This window comes from Cytobacillus solani, assembly GCF_001420595.1.
Lineage (GTDB): Bacteria > Bacillota > Bacilli > Bacillales > Cytobacillaceae > Cytobacillus > Cytobacillus solani.
In genome coordinates, this window is record NZ_LJIX01000006.1 from 2,312,649 (window position 1) to 2,328,268 (window position 15,620).

At 34.1% G+C, this 15,620-nt stretch carries 14 protein-coding genes and 2 pseudogenes; 2 read left to right on the plus strand and 14 right to left on the minus strand.

The genetic code is table 11. The annotated features are described in order from the left end of the window. Nucleotides 1–3 precede the first annotated feature (3 nt). The gene (locus AN957_RS13380; protein ID WP_056684602.1) at nucleotides 4–384 is read right to left on the minus strand and encodes a RidA family protein; all 381 of its coding nucleotides are present in this window, start codon (nucleotides 382–384) and stop codon (nucleotides 4–6) included. 172 nt (nucleotides 385–556) lie between these two features. Continuing rightward, nucleotides 557–1,807, minus strand: a complete 1,251-nt coding sequence (locus AN957_RS13385) for a Zn-dependent hydrolase (protein WP_053475990.1) — start codon at nucleotides 1,805–1,807, stop codon at nucleotides 557–559. Between the two features lie 174 nt (nucleotides 1,808–1,981). On the opposite strand from AN957_RS13385, the gene AN957_RS13390 reads away from it, so the two are divergent. Further along, complete coding sequence (locus tag AN957_RS13390) at nucleotides 1,982–2,890, plus strand: AraC family transcriptional regulator (RefSeq protein ID WP_053475991.1); 909 nt, start codon at nucleotides 1,982–1,984, stop codon at nucleotides 2,888–2,890. A gap of 645 nt (nucleotides 2,891–3,535) precedes the next feature. Here AN957_RS13390 and AN957_RS13395 read toward each other — a convergent pair. From AN957_RS13395 to AN957_RS28565, 4 genes and pseudogenes are all read right to left on the minus strand, one after another. After that, nucleotides 3,536–4,176: pseudogene (locus tag AN957_RS13395) on the minus strand (HAD hydrolase-like protein). Between the two features lie 488 nt (nucleotides 4,177–4,664). Further along, nucleotides 4,665–6,143: a WD40/YVTN/BNR-like repeat-containing protein gene (locus AN957_RS13400; RefSeq protein WP_056684605.1), complete on the minus strand. Its 1,479-nt coding sequence runs from the start codon at nucleotides 6,141–6,143 to the stop codon at nucleotides 4,665–4,667. A gap of 482 nt (nucleotides 6,144–6,625) precedes the next feature. After that, nucleotides 6,626–6,886, minus strand: a complete 261-nt coding sequence (locus AN957_RS13405) for a hypothetical protein (protein ID WP_053478146.1) — start codon at nucleotides 6,884–6,886, stop codon at nucleotides 6,626–6,628. A gap of 226 nt (nucleotides 6,887–7,112) precedes the next feature. Then, entirely contained in the window at nucleotides 7,113–7,370 is a 258-nt protein-coding gene (locus AN957_RS28565) for a hypothetical protein (protein ID WP_075209145.1), read from the minus strand. Nucleotides 7,371–7,849: 479 nt separating this feature from the next. On the opposite strand from AN957_RS28565, the pseudogene AN957_RS13410 reads away from it, so the two are divergent. Then, nucleotides 7,850–9,089: pseudogene (locus tag AN957_RS13410) on the plus strand (IS110 family RNA-guided transposase). A gap of 735 nt (nucleotides 9,090–9,824) precedes the next feature. Here the strand turns inward: AN957_RS13410 and AN957_RS13415 are convergent. From AN957_RS13415 to AN957_RS13450, 8 genes are all read right to left on the minus strand, one after another. After that, complete coding sequence (locus tag AN957_RS13415) at nucleotides 9,825–10,100, minus strand: adhesin (protein WP_053475994.1); 276 nt, start codon at nucleotides 10,098–10,100, stop codon at nucleotides 9,825–9,827. Between the two features lie 23 nt (nucleotides 10,101–10,123). Then, nucleotides 10,124–10,552 (minus strand): protein-tyrosine phosphatase family protein, encoded by a 429-nt coding sequence (locus AN957_RS13420; protein ID WP_053475995.1) that lies wholly within the window; start codon nucleotides 10,550–10,552, stop codon nucleotides 10,124–10,126. Between the two features lie 56 nt (nucleotides 10,553–10,608). Continuing rightward, complete coding sequence (gene arsA, locus AN957_RS13425; protein ID WP_053475996.1) at nucleotides 10,609–12,378, minus strand: arsenical pump-driving ATPase; 1,770 nt, start codon at nucleotides 12,376–12,378, stop codon at nucleotides 10,609–10,611. A gap of 16 nt (nucleotides 12,379–12,394) precedes the next feature. After that, nucleotides 12,395–12,760 (minus strand): arsenite efflux transporter metallochaperone ArsD, encoded by a 366-nt coding sequence (gene arsD, locus AN957_RS13430; protein WP_056684607.1) that lies wholly within the window; start codon nucleotides 12,758–12,760, stop codon nucleotides 12,395–12,397. Nucleotides 12,761–12,847: 87 nt separating this feature from the next. Further along, the gene (arsC, locus tag AN957_RS13435; protein ID WP_056684610.1) at nucleotides 12,848–13,267 is read right to left on the minus strand and encodes an arsenate reductase (thioredoxin); all 420 of its coding nucleotides are present in this window, start codon (nucleotides 13,265–13,267) and stop codon (nucleotides 12,848–12,850) included. A gap of 21 nt (nucleotides 13,268–13,288) precedes the next feature. Continuing rightward, nucleotides 13,289–14,587, minus strand: a complete 1,299-nt coding sequence (locus AN957_RS13440) for an arsenical efflux pump membrane protein ArsB (RefSeq protein ID WP_053475999.1) — start codon at nucleotides 14,585–14,587, stop codon at nucleotides 13,289–13,291. A gap of 14 nt (nucleotides 14,588–14,601) precedes the next feature. Then, nucleotides 14,602–14,946 (minus strand): ArsR/SmtB family transcription factor, encoded by a 345-nt coding sequence (locus tag AN957_RS13445; RefSeq protein ID WP_056684613.1) that lies wholly within the window; start codon nucleotides 14,944–14,946, stop codon nucleotides 14,602–14,604. Between the two features lie 370 nt (nucleotides 14,947–15,316). Beyond that, complete coding sequence (locus AN957_RS13450; RefSeq protein WP_075209146.1) at nucleotides 15,317–15,619, minus strand: GNAT family N-acetyltransferase; 303 nt, start codon at nucleotides 15,617–15,619, stop codon at nucleotides 15,317–15,319. Nucleotide 15,620: the final 1 nt, after the last annotated feature.

A 15,620-nucleotide genomic window follows, 5' to 3' on the forward strand; every position in this document is an offset into this window, starting at 1 on the left:
GTTCTATTCTAAAATTGCCATGACCTCAATTTCTACACCCGCATCTTTAGGTAACCTAGATACCTCGACACAACATCTAGCAGGATAATTTTCTATAAAAAATTCTCCATATACTTCATTTACCTCAGAAAAATTGGATAAATCTTTTAAAAATACTGTTACTTTTACAACATCTTCTAAAGAAGATCCAGCTGCCTCTAAAATTTCTTTTACATTATTTAAAGATTGTTTTGTTTGTTCTTTTATATCCTCTGGTATTTCTCCAGTTTGAGGATTTACAGGAAGTTGACCTGAAACAAAAATAGATTGATCCTTTTTAATTGCTTGAGAATATGGTCCTATTGCTCCAGGTGCATTTTTTGTTGAAATTACTTCTTTAACCATTAATATATTCCTCCTTGTGTTTTCTTCATGTGTCTATCTAAAAGATATGCTTTTCATAAGTATCATCCTTGCAAACACTTACATTTCTTTATATAACCGTGCCATTCTAATTAAATAGGAAAGATACCTCAAATTCTTAAGCCATGCTTTTTTTATTTACCTCGACAGATTATTACTGATTACCTGCAAGAGTGCTAACTACGTCAAGTAATACATTGGTTCCATCTACCAAATCGGTATCTTTTGTATACTCCTTAGGATTATGACTAATACCATCTATACTTGGAACGAAAATCATAGCTGTAGGGCATATACGAGCCATCATTTGAGCATCATGTCCCGCGCCAGATGTCATTCGTCTTGATTGGAGTCCGTGTTTACTAACAACTTGCTCTATCAGTTTAACGATTGTTTCATCAAAAGAAACTGGGTTGAAACGTACTAGTTGTTCTGATTTAATTTGTACTTCTTTGGATGCAGCTAGTTCTTTAAGGTATTTTGCAAGTGCTTGCTCTTCCTCTTGCAATCTCTGCTCACTTGGGTCACGCAAATCAACAGTAAATGTTGCCGAAGATGGAACGACATTAACAGCATTTGGCTTAAAACTAATTGTTCCAACTGTTGCAACAGTTTGCCCATTAGAAGCGTCTGCACGATCGCGTAAATATGTTATTACTCGAGCCGCCTCAAGTCCTGCATCACGTCGCATATCAGTTGGTGTAGTACCAGCGTGATTTGCAACGCCTTCAATCGTAATGCGCTGCCAAGAAATGCCTTGAAGATTCTCAACAGCACCAATTGGAATACCCATTTTATCAAGAATTGGACCTTGTTCTATATGAAGCTCAATGTAAGCGTGTGGCTTTAAAAACCCAGGCTCCTTCGTACCAGCATATCCAATACGTTCGAGTTCCTCGCCTAATAGTGTGCCATCCGTACCTACTGATTTAAGCGCATCATCAACTGAGAGCCCGCTAACATACACAAGGGATCCCATCATGTCGGGCTGATAGCGCACTCCCTCCTCATTGGTAAATGCTACGACTGCAATTGGACGAGTTGGAATAAAAGCTTTCTCCTGCAAAGTGTTTATTACTTCAAGCCCAGAAAGTACTCCATAGCATCCGTCATACATACCCGCGTTAATGACTGTGTCGATGTGTGAACCCAGTAAAATTGGTGCTTCATTTCTATTTTCAGTACCATACCAAATACCAAAGATATTACCGATTCTGTCGATTTCGACTTCCAATCCAGCTTCCTTCATCCAAGTGACTAATTGGTCACGTCCAGCTTTATCTGCATCTGAAGCAGCTAATCTCGTTCGTTTGTTGTCATTACCCAGACCAATTCGGCCAAGTTCTTGAATGCGGTTAAGTAGGCGTTCAGAGTTGATTGATAGTTTTAAATTAGTAACTGTCATGTTCATTCCCCCTTTTTAAAAGGTAAAGAAAAATTTGTTAAACATAAAGTAAATCAGCTGATTTATAGTAAATCACATTTATAAAAATGTAATTATAATGTTATAATAGTTTATTAATTGTTCAGAAAATACTAATATTGAATATAAAAATATAAAAATATTGAGGTGCTCACCATGCAAATAAAAAACTTCCTGATTGATGAAAGTTTAAAAGAGCTAACTAAACATCATACAGTTGTATTGCCAATTGCATGTTATCAAACCACCATTACTCAAAATATACATGGCTATATTCCACTTCATTGGCATGACGAAATTCAATTTGTGTTGATCGTGAAAGGGGAAGCAATTTTTCAAATTAATGAAGATTGGATAGTGGTTCGAGAAGGTGATGGACTGTTTATTAATAGTGGACGCCTGCACATGGCACAGGAAAAAGATCAGTCGGGTTGTGTCTATATTTGCTTAAACCTCTCTCCTTATTTTGTTATATCACAAGAACTTTATACTACATATGTAAAGCCTTATATTCAAGCGACTAATTTACCTTACCTATATGTAGATGCAAATGAGATTTGGGGGAAAAATATTTTAGATGCAATTTTAGAAATCTATCAAAGTATTGAGCAAAAGCCCCAATACTATGAAATCGATATAACCATGCAACTAACATTAATTTGGAAAAACTTAATCGATAATGGTTTTAAACTAGAATATGTTCAGACAGAAGTATTAAAGAGTAAAAGAATGAAGGAAATGTTAAGTTGGATACATCAGCATTATGCAGAAAAAATTATGTTAGAAGATATTGCTAGGGCTGGTCAGCTGAGCCGTTCTGAATGCTGTCGGTATTTCAAGCGCTTTTTAAAATGTACACCATTAAATTATGTTATAGATTATCGTATTCAAAAGAGCTTATATCTACTGCAGCAAGGTGATTCTACTATTACTGAAGTTGCCTATCAAGTTGGTTTTAATAGTACAAGCTATTTTATTAAAGAATTTAGAAATTCCATGAACATGACTCCCTTAGCATACAAAAAAAATAAAATGCATAAGGACGAAGCTGGTTTTGTCTACTAAATGTTCATGAATGCTACCAATCCGTCCTTCAGGAAGAATCCTTGCATCTTTAAAGAATTTCCAGCAATTGAATCAATATGTATGACCCGGAGATTGCAGGTTTTGGTTGAACACCGATAACAGGCCCCGTTTCCCGAAAGCAGCTAAAATCATTTTTCACCGAATGACAGAAGAACAAACCAGAAAACGGTGGGGAAATGAAGCACTAAAGGAGAAAAAGAAAGGCATCGTAAAGAAGGAACTATTCTAAAAAATCTGATGGTTAAAATAAAGGTTTGATTTGATGGTAAAAAAATAAATGGTTAGAACAACCCCTACTTGCTCCAAATAAAACCGAAATCGCAAAAGAAATATATTGTTCTTCCCCACAGGAAGGGTATTTTATATTTTTAAGAAAAAGTTTTGTTAAACACAACAGTTATTCTAAGTGAAAACATTCATAAACTATTTTTTTCATAAATATCCAAATCAACCACCTAGTGTTATTCAAGAATCTGACCCAAATTGTTGAACAAAGTACAAACGCACTCTAGAACTATCCTGCCCCGATAGTTCTTTAAGGGTAGTTTTTCACTTTAATGCGAATGTATGATAATGCTAAGAATTGTATTTTCAAAAGGCCGCCAATTGGCAGCCCTTTGAAGTTTAAACTAACTCTAAGATTTCTTTGAAATTATTCACTACAAAATCAGCTTGTTTTAATTCATCTTCTTGAGCAAAGTCAAAGTTCACACCAACGGCAATAAGTTCATTATCCTTAGCAGCAGTTATATCTGAAGAACGATCTCCGACAACGTAACCTTTTCCAATTTGATTTTTACTTTTCACCATTTGTACTAAATCAGACTTATGCCCAGATTTAATCAGTTGGATACTATATGTATTTTGAATAAATCTATCCAAATTATAAGTTTCTACAATTGCTTGTAAATATTCTATCTGTCCATTGCTGGAAATAAATAAAGGATACTTTTTACTTAACTCATTTAATGTTCTCTCCACATCAGCATATAATGCACCTTTTTGTGCTTGAATTAGTTCAATAAGCTTTTTATGAAAAATCTCATTGCTCTTTACTCGTATTTCTAGTGAGTGGTTTGGGCAAAGTGTTTCCCATACCACTGGTAGAGGGACACCCATAATTCCCCTATATTGCTCAATCGGTGTTTTTGTATCCCATAAACTTTTTTTCGTAGTACATCAAATGTTTCTTCTAGGGCAGGATCTAAAATTAAATTTGTTTGAAATAAGGTTCCATCCATATCAAAAATAATTGCTTTACTCATTGAAAATTCCCCCTCCCTCTATCTCTCAGTAAAACATAATATAATTTTTAAAAAGCGCTGCCATAGAGACAGCTCCAATCTTAAGCTAACGCTACCCGTTAGTTTAAGTGAAATTCTTCACAATCTTTTGCACATTAGTCAAATAGAAAGGACGTCGCCACAGCGACCATTAATTTTAAATAAGCTAATTTTCTGACTCCGCAGGAGCTATATCGTTCCCTTGATCTTGCCATAACCTAATACTTTCCCTTGGCCGATTGACTAGCTGTCTTAGCTTCTTGCCGGAAAGGTTTGAGTGTCCTACCGGCCGGAAGCTTATTCGGGTTGCAGTGTTTTACGATTCGGAAGGTAAAAGGGAAAAATAATTAAAAAGACCTCTCAGATTTCTGAGAGATCTTAGACTAACATTTTTAGGTTAATTATAGGTCTTTTACGATGAGTATTAACATAGCATTATTAAAATTTTAAAGATATAAATGTTTGTCAAGCTAACTATTTTTAACCTCTTTTATATATTCCCATGTTTGACCTTTATCTTTTGATTGATAAAGTGCACTACTATTACCATTATAGTCTCCATCTGAACCTTGTCCTATCAACAGATTAAAAACTCCATCTTCTTCATAAGGCATACCTGGAGAATCAAAAGGGCTTATAGATTGTCCATTATCTAATTTCACTTTATGAGGTGTAAAATTTACCTTCTTAAATGAAGTACCTCCGTCATCCGTACGATATAATGCTCCTTCATTACCTGAGGGATTGACTGCTCCTAAAAATCCAAGTTTGTCATCCAAAAAAACTAATCCTGAGGCACTTCCGATTGTCCCGCTAAATGGGTCATTATTTATAACAGTCCATGTTTTTTCCCCATCCATGGTCTTGCTTAGTGAATAAAACGTACTTCCTAATGCTTTATCCGTAACATTTAGTTTAAATCCGACTTCTTTAGATAGATAAAATTGTTCCTTAGTATTCTTTAATTCATTTTTCTTCTCATTAGAATTTGCTTGATTTTGAGTAGTAGATGGCTTACTCCAATTCGGATCACCTATTAAGTTATATCTTGCAGGGGTAATCATTTTTTCCTTCCCAGGGATGAATATTGATACCGTATATCCAATTATCTCTGAAGTTGCAACTTCCGGACTATACTCTTTTCCGTCCTTATCAATATTAATGATTTCATTTGTATTATATCCCCAGTTTCTTTTTCCATAATAAACCAACCCATACTGATTTTCGTTCCACTTACTAACTTTTTGTTTAATCGGAATAATACTAACTGTTTTAACTAAAGGCTCTACCAACTTATCGACATTATAAGTGGGCCCAGCATAACCATTTAATATTAAAGTAATATTTTTTGATTTATTTTTATCAAAAGTTATTAGGTAACTCTCTTCTTTTCCATCTTCATTTTTCCCATATACAAATGTATCAAATGATGTAATTGTTCCATCTGAATTAAATTTAAGGGAAAAATTATTTACCATATATAATTCTTGGGGCAAAGTATGATCTTTATTTATATCTTCAAAAATACCTTTTAAACCATAATTATATATATTGTTATGTTCAAATTTAACTGACCTTTCATTTTTTAATCGTTCTATATACCATGCAAGTTTACCGCCGTAATTTGTTGCACTTTTATAAATGTTCACTCCATATAATAATGTAATTGCAACAAAGATGATAATCGAAATATATTTCCATGACTTCAAATTAGTTAAATTTTTTAATTTATGTTCACTTTCTTTTACCATTTTAATTGTAGTAAACAAAATGATCGATAATAATAAGACTATGCTTAATAATAAAATATATAGATTATTATTCATTCTTCCATACTTGCATATTGAAGCTAACTCATGTCCAAAAATCCAGTATCCAATTATGAAGATTGGATTTGTTAATAATGAAATAAGTACTCTTTTTACATTTCCCCTAAATATGTAGATCACCCCTATTTCATCTTATTTATCTATATTGAGTATACTTTGTTTTACTAGATTTTTGCATGATTCGTGATTATCATGTTATACATGAAGGTCAATAATACCCGTGTTTATATAAAAAAGCCCCTTAAAAATAGTCTTAACTACATAAATTGGAAACAGGAAAAAAGGCCGGTTTCTAACCTTTTAAGCCCAAAAGAGTATCACGGCTTCACCGTGAAGTAGCTCCCAGGAATGTGATGTTACTAAATAATCGCTCTTTAAACATTTTTCTTATTCAACTATACTCCCCCTTTACTTCAATAAGAAAAGGCATATCTCCTTCGTAGAGAAATGCCACCTTTAGAACAATAACAACAGGTGATGATTGTTGTTGAAGCAGCACACACTTTCCTTTAGATAAAAAATTTATGAGGTAGAGCCATATTGCAAAGCAGAAACGGTATTAACTTCAAGCAAAAAAAAAGAGGAGAGTATTTCTCTCCTAGTTACTGAGGTTCATGTCCGTTTATTGGCGAACCAGTTGAAGTATGTTCATTTACCCAATCAAGAGACACCTTCGAAACGGCTGACCAATTAGGGATTTGGTTGCTATGCTGCTCTACCCAACTCATACAATATTGTGGGTCTATGCTCTTTTCTTGGCAATGTGCTAAGAAAGACTGAATGTTTTCCTCAGTACAGTTTTCCCATGAACCACACGTTTCACCCCAAATACGCTCCATCTCCTGTTTAATATCATTTACCATATCTGAATCCTCCTTGATTAAATCTAACAAAATAAGTTTGTCCAAGGAGAAGAAAAATATTTACAGAAGAGGTTCGACGTAGACCGAAACAGTTCGATTAGGAGATTAATTTCATAATTCGTTTATTATCTGCTTTTTAATGTAGCCTGCTCCCGTTAATACAACAAGAAAAAGCTGCCCTCATGACAGCTTTGATCTTCAACTATTGCACCCGTTAGCCTAACAATCATTTTTCAGATATAGGCATATATTTTGTAAAATAAGCACCTAAAATCAACAAAACAACAGTAATTGACCAATTCAATAACCCCATAAAATTAAACCAATAGGCTAAAAGATTTGTTATACCAATAAGATAAAAACAAATTGGAGTTAAAGCACTTTTTATCCCTGTTATACCTGCCTTCTTTCTTTTTTGAACCACAAGAGTTATGGAAAAAACAAGTGCAAGTATTAATATTATAGATAAAATAATCGGTACTATTTTAACTCCCCCTCTTTATAGAAATATATACCATATTTCTTTTTTCTAAATTAACGTTTCATAACTAATTTAGTTTCATTTCTTACTGCATTACTCGTTAGCATAAGTACATCGTTTCACAAACCCACACCAATATTAACATAAAACCCCATTTTAATTTAGAAGTGTTATTCAATTAAATGGTCCTTTTCATAAAGAAAGATGACTTTCCTTATTTCAGAAAAGCGCCCGATCGTAATATAAGTTTAACCAGTTTTTACTGGTTGAATTTTTTTTATTTAGTTTTATTATAGCGGTAGTCGGAGTAGAACGTAGCGCCCGTGGGACTTGATCCCGTCAGCAAAACTGTTCATTCCCTACTTGTATAAGCATGTTTCAGGCTGGTTGGGACAATGATCCCGTTTAACAAGCGAACCTATGATAGTACAAGCAGATCTAGGGACAACCGACTAATCTTAATTTCTAAGGAGGAGATGATGATGAATCCAGTAGTAGGTCTTGATGTTTCTAAAGGGGAAAGTCGGGTACAAGCATTCTTGGATAAGGGTCAACCTTTTCGTAAAAGTTTTAGTGTAAAACATACAGTCGAGGGCTTTGAGAATTTATTAGGGCTTCTTAAAAGAGATTGAAAGAGTAGCTGATGGTAAGCAACCTTCGGTTATCTTAGAATCAACAGGACATTACCACTCTCCTGTTATTCAATTTTTAGAGGAACAGCAATATGTTTATATTATTGTGAATCCCCTTATCTATCATCGAGCAAGGAGCACAAGTTTAAGAAAGGTAAAAACAGACGCTGTCGATGCCTATCTTCTTTGTGAACTATACTACAAAGAAGAAATTGAACCGTATAAGAAAAGAGGTATTCAACTCTTAAACCTTCGTAATCTTACAAGGCAACAAGAGACAATTTCAAGTATCTCTACACAAACCAAGATACAGCTTCTAACAGTGTTAGATCAGGTATTTCCTGAATATAGAGGTGTCTTTGGTAATTTATATTCAAAAGTCTCTTTACAGACTCTCTCCTTATTTCCTACTTCTGAACATGTACTAAATACTACTGAATCCGTATTAACTGACAAGATTGTATCGTTATGTACCAGACGTTCAGAAAAGTGGGCAAAAGAAAAAGCACAAAAGCTTATTGAGGTTGCACTACGAAATCCTTTTCAAACCAATTTGTATGAAAGCCATATTTTTAACCTAAAGATGTTAATTACTATCGTTCTTCAATATCAAGAGCATCTATCAAAACTAGAAACAGAAATAGATGCCCTCGCTAAAGAAATTGAAGAATATAAGATTATCCAGTCTATCCCTGGTATCGGAGAAAAGATTGCGGCAACAATCATTTACGAAGTTGGAGAAATAGATCGGTTTAATCACCCTAAAAAGTTAGTTGCCTTTGCAGGAATAGATCCTAGTGTTTACTCTTCTGGAAGGTTCACAGCGACAAACAATCGCATAACGAAAAGAGGATCTAGAAGGTTAAGGCAAGCTTTATATATGGCTGTGTACTGTGGAATTCGAGATGCCCGTAAACAAAAAACGAGCGATACCGTTATTCCTCGAAACAAAAAATTAAGAGAGTTTTACGATAAAAAACGCGATGAAGGTAAACCCTATAGAGTAGCGATAATTGCTTGTGTTAATAAGCTTTTACACTTGATTTATACACTTTTAAAGAACAAAACCATCTTCCAAGAGTTAGCTTAAAAACTATATTTAACAACATAAAACAAAACCTTCCAATAATGAAAATCAGGAAGGTTATTTGGCATACTCATCTTTAGTATATCATCTAATTTTTCATTTTTTTATTGAAAAATGTTGACAACTATTGGCTGGTTTTGTTGAATATATTGACGGGGCTTTTTTAAAAACAACTTTACTGTTATTAAATCGACTTTATTATGATTTAAACAACTTTATTTTCATGAAACATTAAGAAAAAAGGCACTCAGCATATTCAGTATTTTTGTTTCATTTTTCAACATATTAAGTAAAATTGTGTCAATTAAAATGACACGAATTTACTTAATAAAATAGAAAAAAACCTTATTTCTAAGGCTTTTTGGTTTAAGTATTCTTGTGTCGTTCGTCATCCCCTCTTGACGGTTGACATAAAAGTACCTACTACAGATATTTTAAGGATGTTACTTCCAAAGTGACTGTTGGATTTTTGTTTCACTGGCATGTACAAATGGCAGCAACTCCTAAAAATTTTTTCTCATAATTAAAGTAATGGGATAAGTCAAGTCGCCAGATTACATGAATTTTCTCCACAATGTTCTATTTTTTCTTGTCGAATCCTTTATCGACTAAGCACTAGTTTTGCTGAAAAATCAATTTTTATGAAATAAAGTAGGAATTACATTCAAAAAGAAAAAAATTCTAATGGAATAAAAAAGTGGTTAGTTCTAAATTGAACTAACCACTTTGAAATCATACTTAACAACAATTATTGACACCTAATAAAACCAATCCTGTACCCTCTGTGTTCTCTTCTTTATCTAAAGTTAATTCTTCGATTGTAGTTACATTTGAATCTATCGCTACTTTAATTCCGTTAATAGTAGTTACTGTATCAGATTCTAAAGGTGCATCTAAAGATAATGCAAATTGCGGTCCACAGCAACCAGCTACTGAGTAAAGGCGAATCCCTTCTGCATCATTCTGACTTAATACATTTTCTAATAATTGTTTAGCTCCGTCTGTAATTTTCATTTGTTTCTCCTCCTAAATTTTTTCTATGCATTTTGAAATATTCTTTTCAAAGCTTCCTTCATCTCTGGTTTTATATTAATTTTTGGTCGTACTGTTTTAGCTTTTTCTTCTGCTTCTTCAATCTTGTTAGCCTTCCCTAAAGCTAAAAGTGTACCTATCGCAACGGTTCCAGTACGGTTACTGCCACCTTGACAGTGAAAATACACATTTTTACCTTCATTATATGCTTTTACTACCCGATCAATAGATTCCTTAACGGATTCATCTTGATGAGTTTCATCATCAACAATTGGGCTATGAACACGATTATATTTCAATTTATCTGTAGGTGCTTCTGCTCGTAAGTCAAAAATAATATCTACTTTTTCATTTTCCATCATACCTTCGACATCATCTGCACCCCCAATATAGATACGATCTTTAATTAATTCATGATAATTCTTAACTGTCATTTTTCATCCTCCAATTATATCTGATTGCCATGTACATAAAATCATACATATATCCCTTAGTCGATATAGTCCTTTAGCTTTTCGTACCCAACCTTTTCTTCATGTTGCCAAGGAATAATTGAGCATTTTTTAGCTAGTTTTTCGTTCACTTCATGAATCCACTCTATTTCTGCTATAGCTTTCCCTCTTAAAATAGGATCTATTGTATTTGTTGCATATAGACTTTGGTTAATTACCCACCATTTTGGTTCAATATTTGCCCGTCTGAGATCATCTTGCAATCGTGAGGCTTCTAACACAGGTGTTGCTTCAGCAAGCGTTACTATCACAACTGCAGTTTCTTTAGGATTGCGAATTCGAGGAAGCAATTTTAATACACTATCAGGTACATCTCCTGTTGATCTAGCAATTTCTTTACTGTAAGACTGAGCTGCATCTAACAACAGTAAGGTATGTCCCGTTGGTGCTGTGTCAATAACGACAATTTCATTTTCAGTTTTTGCTACTACTTCTGCAAATGCTCGGAAGACTGCTATTTCCTCCGTACATGGAGAATTAAGATCTTCCTCTAAATATGCAAGCCCCTCTTCGTCTAAGTCTTTACTTGCGTTTGCTAAAACATCAGCTTTATATTTTTCAACTTCTACTTTTGGATTAATGCTGCTGATCGTTAAGTTTTGATTCAGTTCATCACTTTGGAATTGGTGACTTAGGTGTGCAGCAGGATCCGTTGTAGTTAAATGTACCTTATGCCCTGTTTCAACCAAACCAATCGCAATCGCGGAAGCAACAGTTGTTTTTCCTACTCCCCCTTTTCCCATTGAAAAGATTAGTCTTGTATGATCAGAGGAGACATCATTAATGACTCCATTCAACCGTGGAAGGTTATCAGTTTCATTTTCAAAGGACAACTCCATTGAAGGAATAGAGTATTGCTTGAATAAATATCTTAGATTTTCCACCCCTGTTAGGGAATAGGATACAAACGGCAAAGAATAAATTTCGTTCTGCTTTAAATTTTCCGGAATCTGTTTTAATGCATTTCTTTGTCGATGATAAAAGGCAGAAGATACTTCATCCTCTTTTAAATATGACTGAAGAAGCCCATTGACGATAAGTATTTGACTTTTTATACCGATTTCTTTCAGTTCCATTGATGCTCTGTCAGCTTCAACTAGGGACGAAACATCTGGCCTTGTTACTAGTAGTAAAGTGGTCATGCTAGGTTCAGACAAAACTTCTACTGATTTTGAATAAAGATTTTTTTTATCTGCTAAACCAGATAATGGACCTAAACATGAAGCACCATGTGTGCTTTCTTCTAGAAACCCATTCCAAGCTGTTGGAAGCTGTAAAAGTCTTAATGTATGACCTGTTGGAGCCGTATCAAAGATAATATGATCATACTGTTCAATTATTTCAGGATTTGTAAGCAAATTTGTAAATTCATCAAATGCTGCAATCTCAACTGTACAAGCACCTGATAATTGTTCTTCCATTGTAGCCACAACCGATTCAGGAAGTTTTCCACGATATGGTCCGACAACTTTCTCACGATACGCTCTTGCTGCAGCTTCCGGATCTAAATTACTCGCAAATAAATTTTCAACTCCAGGTACTTCTTTTGGTGAGTTTGTTAGCTCTAGACCAAAAACATCTTGTAAATTAGAGGCTGGATCTGTGCTAATCAGCAACACCTTTTTTCCACTATCAGCTAGTGCCACAGCTGTTGCACAAGCCGTTGACGTTTTTCCTACTCCCCCTTTTCCAGTTAAAAATAGAAAGGGCGTATTAACTACATTCTTTGGATGGAAAGCTTGAAACATGATTTCCCCTCCCTTCTTATTTCAGTGAGTTTATATCAATAGAAACACGAGCTTTTGGTTTTTCTCTTAGTTCCTCTGGTGTTACATTAAACCATTCTGCAAATTCTTCATTTGAAGGATAACTCCCCACTCTAGCAACCTGATTGTCCACTAAGATAATTGGTAAGGCATCAGGCCCTTTTTCATGTAAAACATTATTCACTTCACTGTTTTCAGCAAATTTACCAGGATCATTTGTTAGTTGGTATCGTTTAATATCAAAGCCTTTTTCCTTTAATGAATAAATGGCTGATGCCACTCTCGTTAACTCCGGATCTACACTGGGACCGCAAACACCTGTAGAACAACACATTGCTGGGTCAAAAATTTCAACTTTTTTCATATTAAATCCTCCTATAATATCAAATAAGCATATGCTTATATTTATTTTAAAAGAAAACCAAGAGATACCTCTTGGTTATTTATTTGTTTATTTTCCTGTTTCAGCAAACCTCTTGATTCTTTCGCCAACTTCATCACGGACACGTTGGAAAAATACCCATTTTTCCTCTTCTGTGCCTTCTGCTTTTGCTGGGTCATCAAAGCCCCAGTGTTCACGTTTTACTTGAGGTGGTGTAATCGGACACTTATCAGCTGCATCCCCACATAATGTAACCACTAAATCAGCGTTATTTAATATTTTAGGATCAATTATGTCGGATGTTTGATTGGAAATATCAATATCAACTTCTTTCATTGCTTTAACTGCATTCGGATTTAAACCGTGTGCTTCGATTCCTGCACTGTATACATCCCAATCCTCACCTAAGTACTTCTTTGACCATCCTTCTGCCATTTGGCTTCTGCAAGAGTTTCCAGTACATAAAAAGTAGATTGTTTTTTTAGACATAAAGTATTTCTCCTTTATTATTTAGTGAATAATCAACAACCATATATATAGGCCAACTAATGTAATAAATAGTGTTGGAATGGTTAGAACAATACCTGTTTTGAAGTAGGTTCCCCAAGATATTTTAACCCCTTTTTGGGATAAAACATGAAGCCATAATAATGTTGCTAGAGAGCCAATAGGTGTAATTTTAGGTCCTAAATCTGAACCAATAACATTCGCATATATTAGAGCTTCGCGAATGACCCCAGTTGTACTTGTATCAGCAATCGCCAGAGCATCAATCATAACAGTTGGCATATTGTTCATAATTGAAGAAAGAATAGCTGCAATGAATCCCATTCCTACTGTTGCAACAAATAAACCTTGGTCTGCAGTTACTTGAATTAGGTCGGCTAAGATGTTAGTCAGACCAACGTTTCTTAATCCATAAACAACAACATACATACCAATTGAGAAAAAGACGATCGCCCAAGGTGCCCCTTTGATAACAGTGCGAGTATTTACTGCTTGACTTCTTCTTGCCATGATAAGGAAAAAGATTGCTACGATGCTAGCGATAATAGATACTGGAATACCTGTAAATTCACTAGCAAAATAACCAACTAGCAGAATCCCTAACACGATCCAAGATAACCGAAACATATTTTTGTCCCGAATAGCTTCCACAGGTTTTTTCAACTGTGACATATCGTAATTCTTTGGTATGCTTTTACGGAAATAGAGAAAGAGAACCAAAATACTTGCTGCCAATGAAAAGAAATTAGGAATTATCATTCTTGAAGCAAACTCCGCAAATCCTATCCCAAAGAAATCTGCAGACACAATATTTACTAAGTTACTAACTACTAGTGGAAGCGAGGTTGTATCCGCAATAAATCCACTTGCGATAATAAATGGAAAAACCATTTTTTCATTGAACTTTAGATTTCGAACCATCGCTAAAACAATAGGAGTCAATATCAGTGCAGCTCCATCATTCGCAAAGAATGCTGCCACTAATGCTCCAAGTACAGAAACATAGACAAACATCCTTACTCCATTTCCTCTAGCAGCCCTTGCCATATGAAGAGCTGCCCACTCAAAGAATCCAATTTCATCAAGAATTAATGAAATAATGATGATAGCAATAAATGCTAACGTTGCATTCCACACAATAGATGTCACATCGATTACATCTTTAAAATCAACAACTCCAATAATTAAAGCGAGGATCGCTCCCCCACAAGCAGACCAACCAATGGATAATCCTTTAGGTTGCCAAATCACTAAAATAAGTGTGATTAAAAAAATCACTGATGCTAAAATAATTGATGACAATATGTTCCCCCCTATCACTCACAAGAGATGCGTAAACCCTGTTCTTCTAGTTCTTTTAATTTAAAATCCTGATTAGGAAGGTGTTGAAGAATATTTTGCACCAATGGATAATACTCACTTTCTTTATTTAAAGAATAGATAATCCATTGTCCTCTTCTCATTTCTTTCACGATTCCTAAGTCTTTTAACTTTCTTAAATGTTGGCTAATTGCAGGCTGACTTGTTTTAAACATTTCAACAAATTCACAAACACAACAATCATGAGAGTCTAAAATTTTCACCATTGTTAGCCGAGTTTTATCGCCCAAAAGTTTTAGGATTGTCGAAGCATTTGTAATAGTGATAAGCGTTTGTTGCATTAAAAGCACCTCCTATTCTTATTATAAACACATAATAATTTACTTATATTAAATATAGATGTGTACATTTAATTTAGTATTATAATGGAATCCTGTTACTATCCAATATAAATAATTTTCAATAAACATATAACAATTTACTTATATAATAAAACACTTATGTATTTCCTGCAATTATTTTTTATAAAAACAATGTTGCTTTGAAATAAAGTTTGTTTAAAACCTGTTATTTATGGTAAATATAAAAAAATCCATTTTGATAAAAAATCAAAATGGACTCGATATTCAGAAGTTTTATTTTAATTTTTAATAAATCAAAAATTTACAATACTTTTCTCATTCTCCATACGGGATACTTCTCATTTTCAACTTATTCTTCTTTTATTTTGACCATTCCTGAAAGGCTATATAAATTTATAGCTATTTTATTATTAGAAGATACCCTCAAATGATATTCGGATATATTCATTGCCCTAAAAAATTTATCCGCATATCTTATCAAAACCTTGCCAAGACCTTTTCCACGATAATCTGGTATTAGATAGAGTAAATCTATATAACCAATTTCGATACCTTCGTGGTCCGTAATACCAAGCCCCATTTGTCCCACTGGAATATTATCCTTTTCAATAACTAATTGACCAATAGGAAGTTTATTAACTCTTTCACTCACT

Excerpts from the sequence above, each read along its gene's own strand:
- AN957_RS13420 (WP_053475995.1), bottom strand. The coding sequence starts at position 10,552 with ATGACAGTTAAGAATTATCATGAATTAATTAAAGATCGTATCTATATT.
- arsC (WP_056684610.1), bottom strand. The coding sequence starts at position 13,267 with ATGTCTAAAAAAACAATCTACTTTTTATGTACTGGAAACTCTTGCAGA.
- AN957_RS13385 (WP_053475990.1), bottom strand. The coding sequence starts at position 1,807 with ATGACAGTTACTAATTTAAAACTATCAATCAACTCTGAACGCCTACTT.
- AN957_RS13380 (WP_056684602.1), bottom strand. The coding sequence starts at position 384 with ATGGTTAAAGAAGTAATTTCAACAAAAAATGCACCTGGAGCAATAGGA.
- arsA (WP_053475996.1), bottom strand. The coding sequence starts at position 12,378 with ATGTTTCAAGCTTTCCATCCAAAGAATGTAGTTAATACGCCCTTTCTA.
- AN957_RS13390 (WP_053475991.1), top strand. The coding sequence starts at position 1,982 with ATGCAAATAAAAAACTTCCTGATTGATGAAAGTTTAAAAGAGCTAACT.
- AN957_RS13405 (WP_053478146.1), bottom strand. The coding sequence starts at position 6,886 with ATGGTAAATGATATTAAACAGGAGATGGAGCGTATTTGGGGTGAAACG.
- arsD (WP_056684607.1), bottom strand. The coding sequence starts at position 12,760 with ATGAAAAAAGTTGAAATTTTTGACCCAGCAATGTGTTGTTCTACAGGT.
- AN957_RS13415 (WP_053475994.1), bottom strand. The coding sequence starts at position 10,100 with ATGAAAATTACAGACGGAGCTAAACAATTATTAGAAAATGTATTAAGT.
- AN957_RS13445 (WP_056684613.1), bottom strand. The coding sequence starts at position 14,946 with ATGCAACAAACGCTTATCACTATTACAAATGCTTCGACAATCCTAAAA.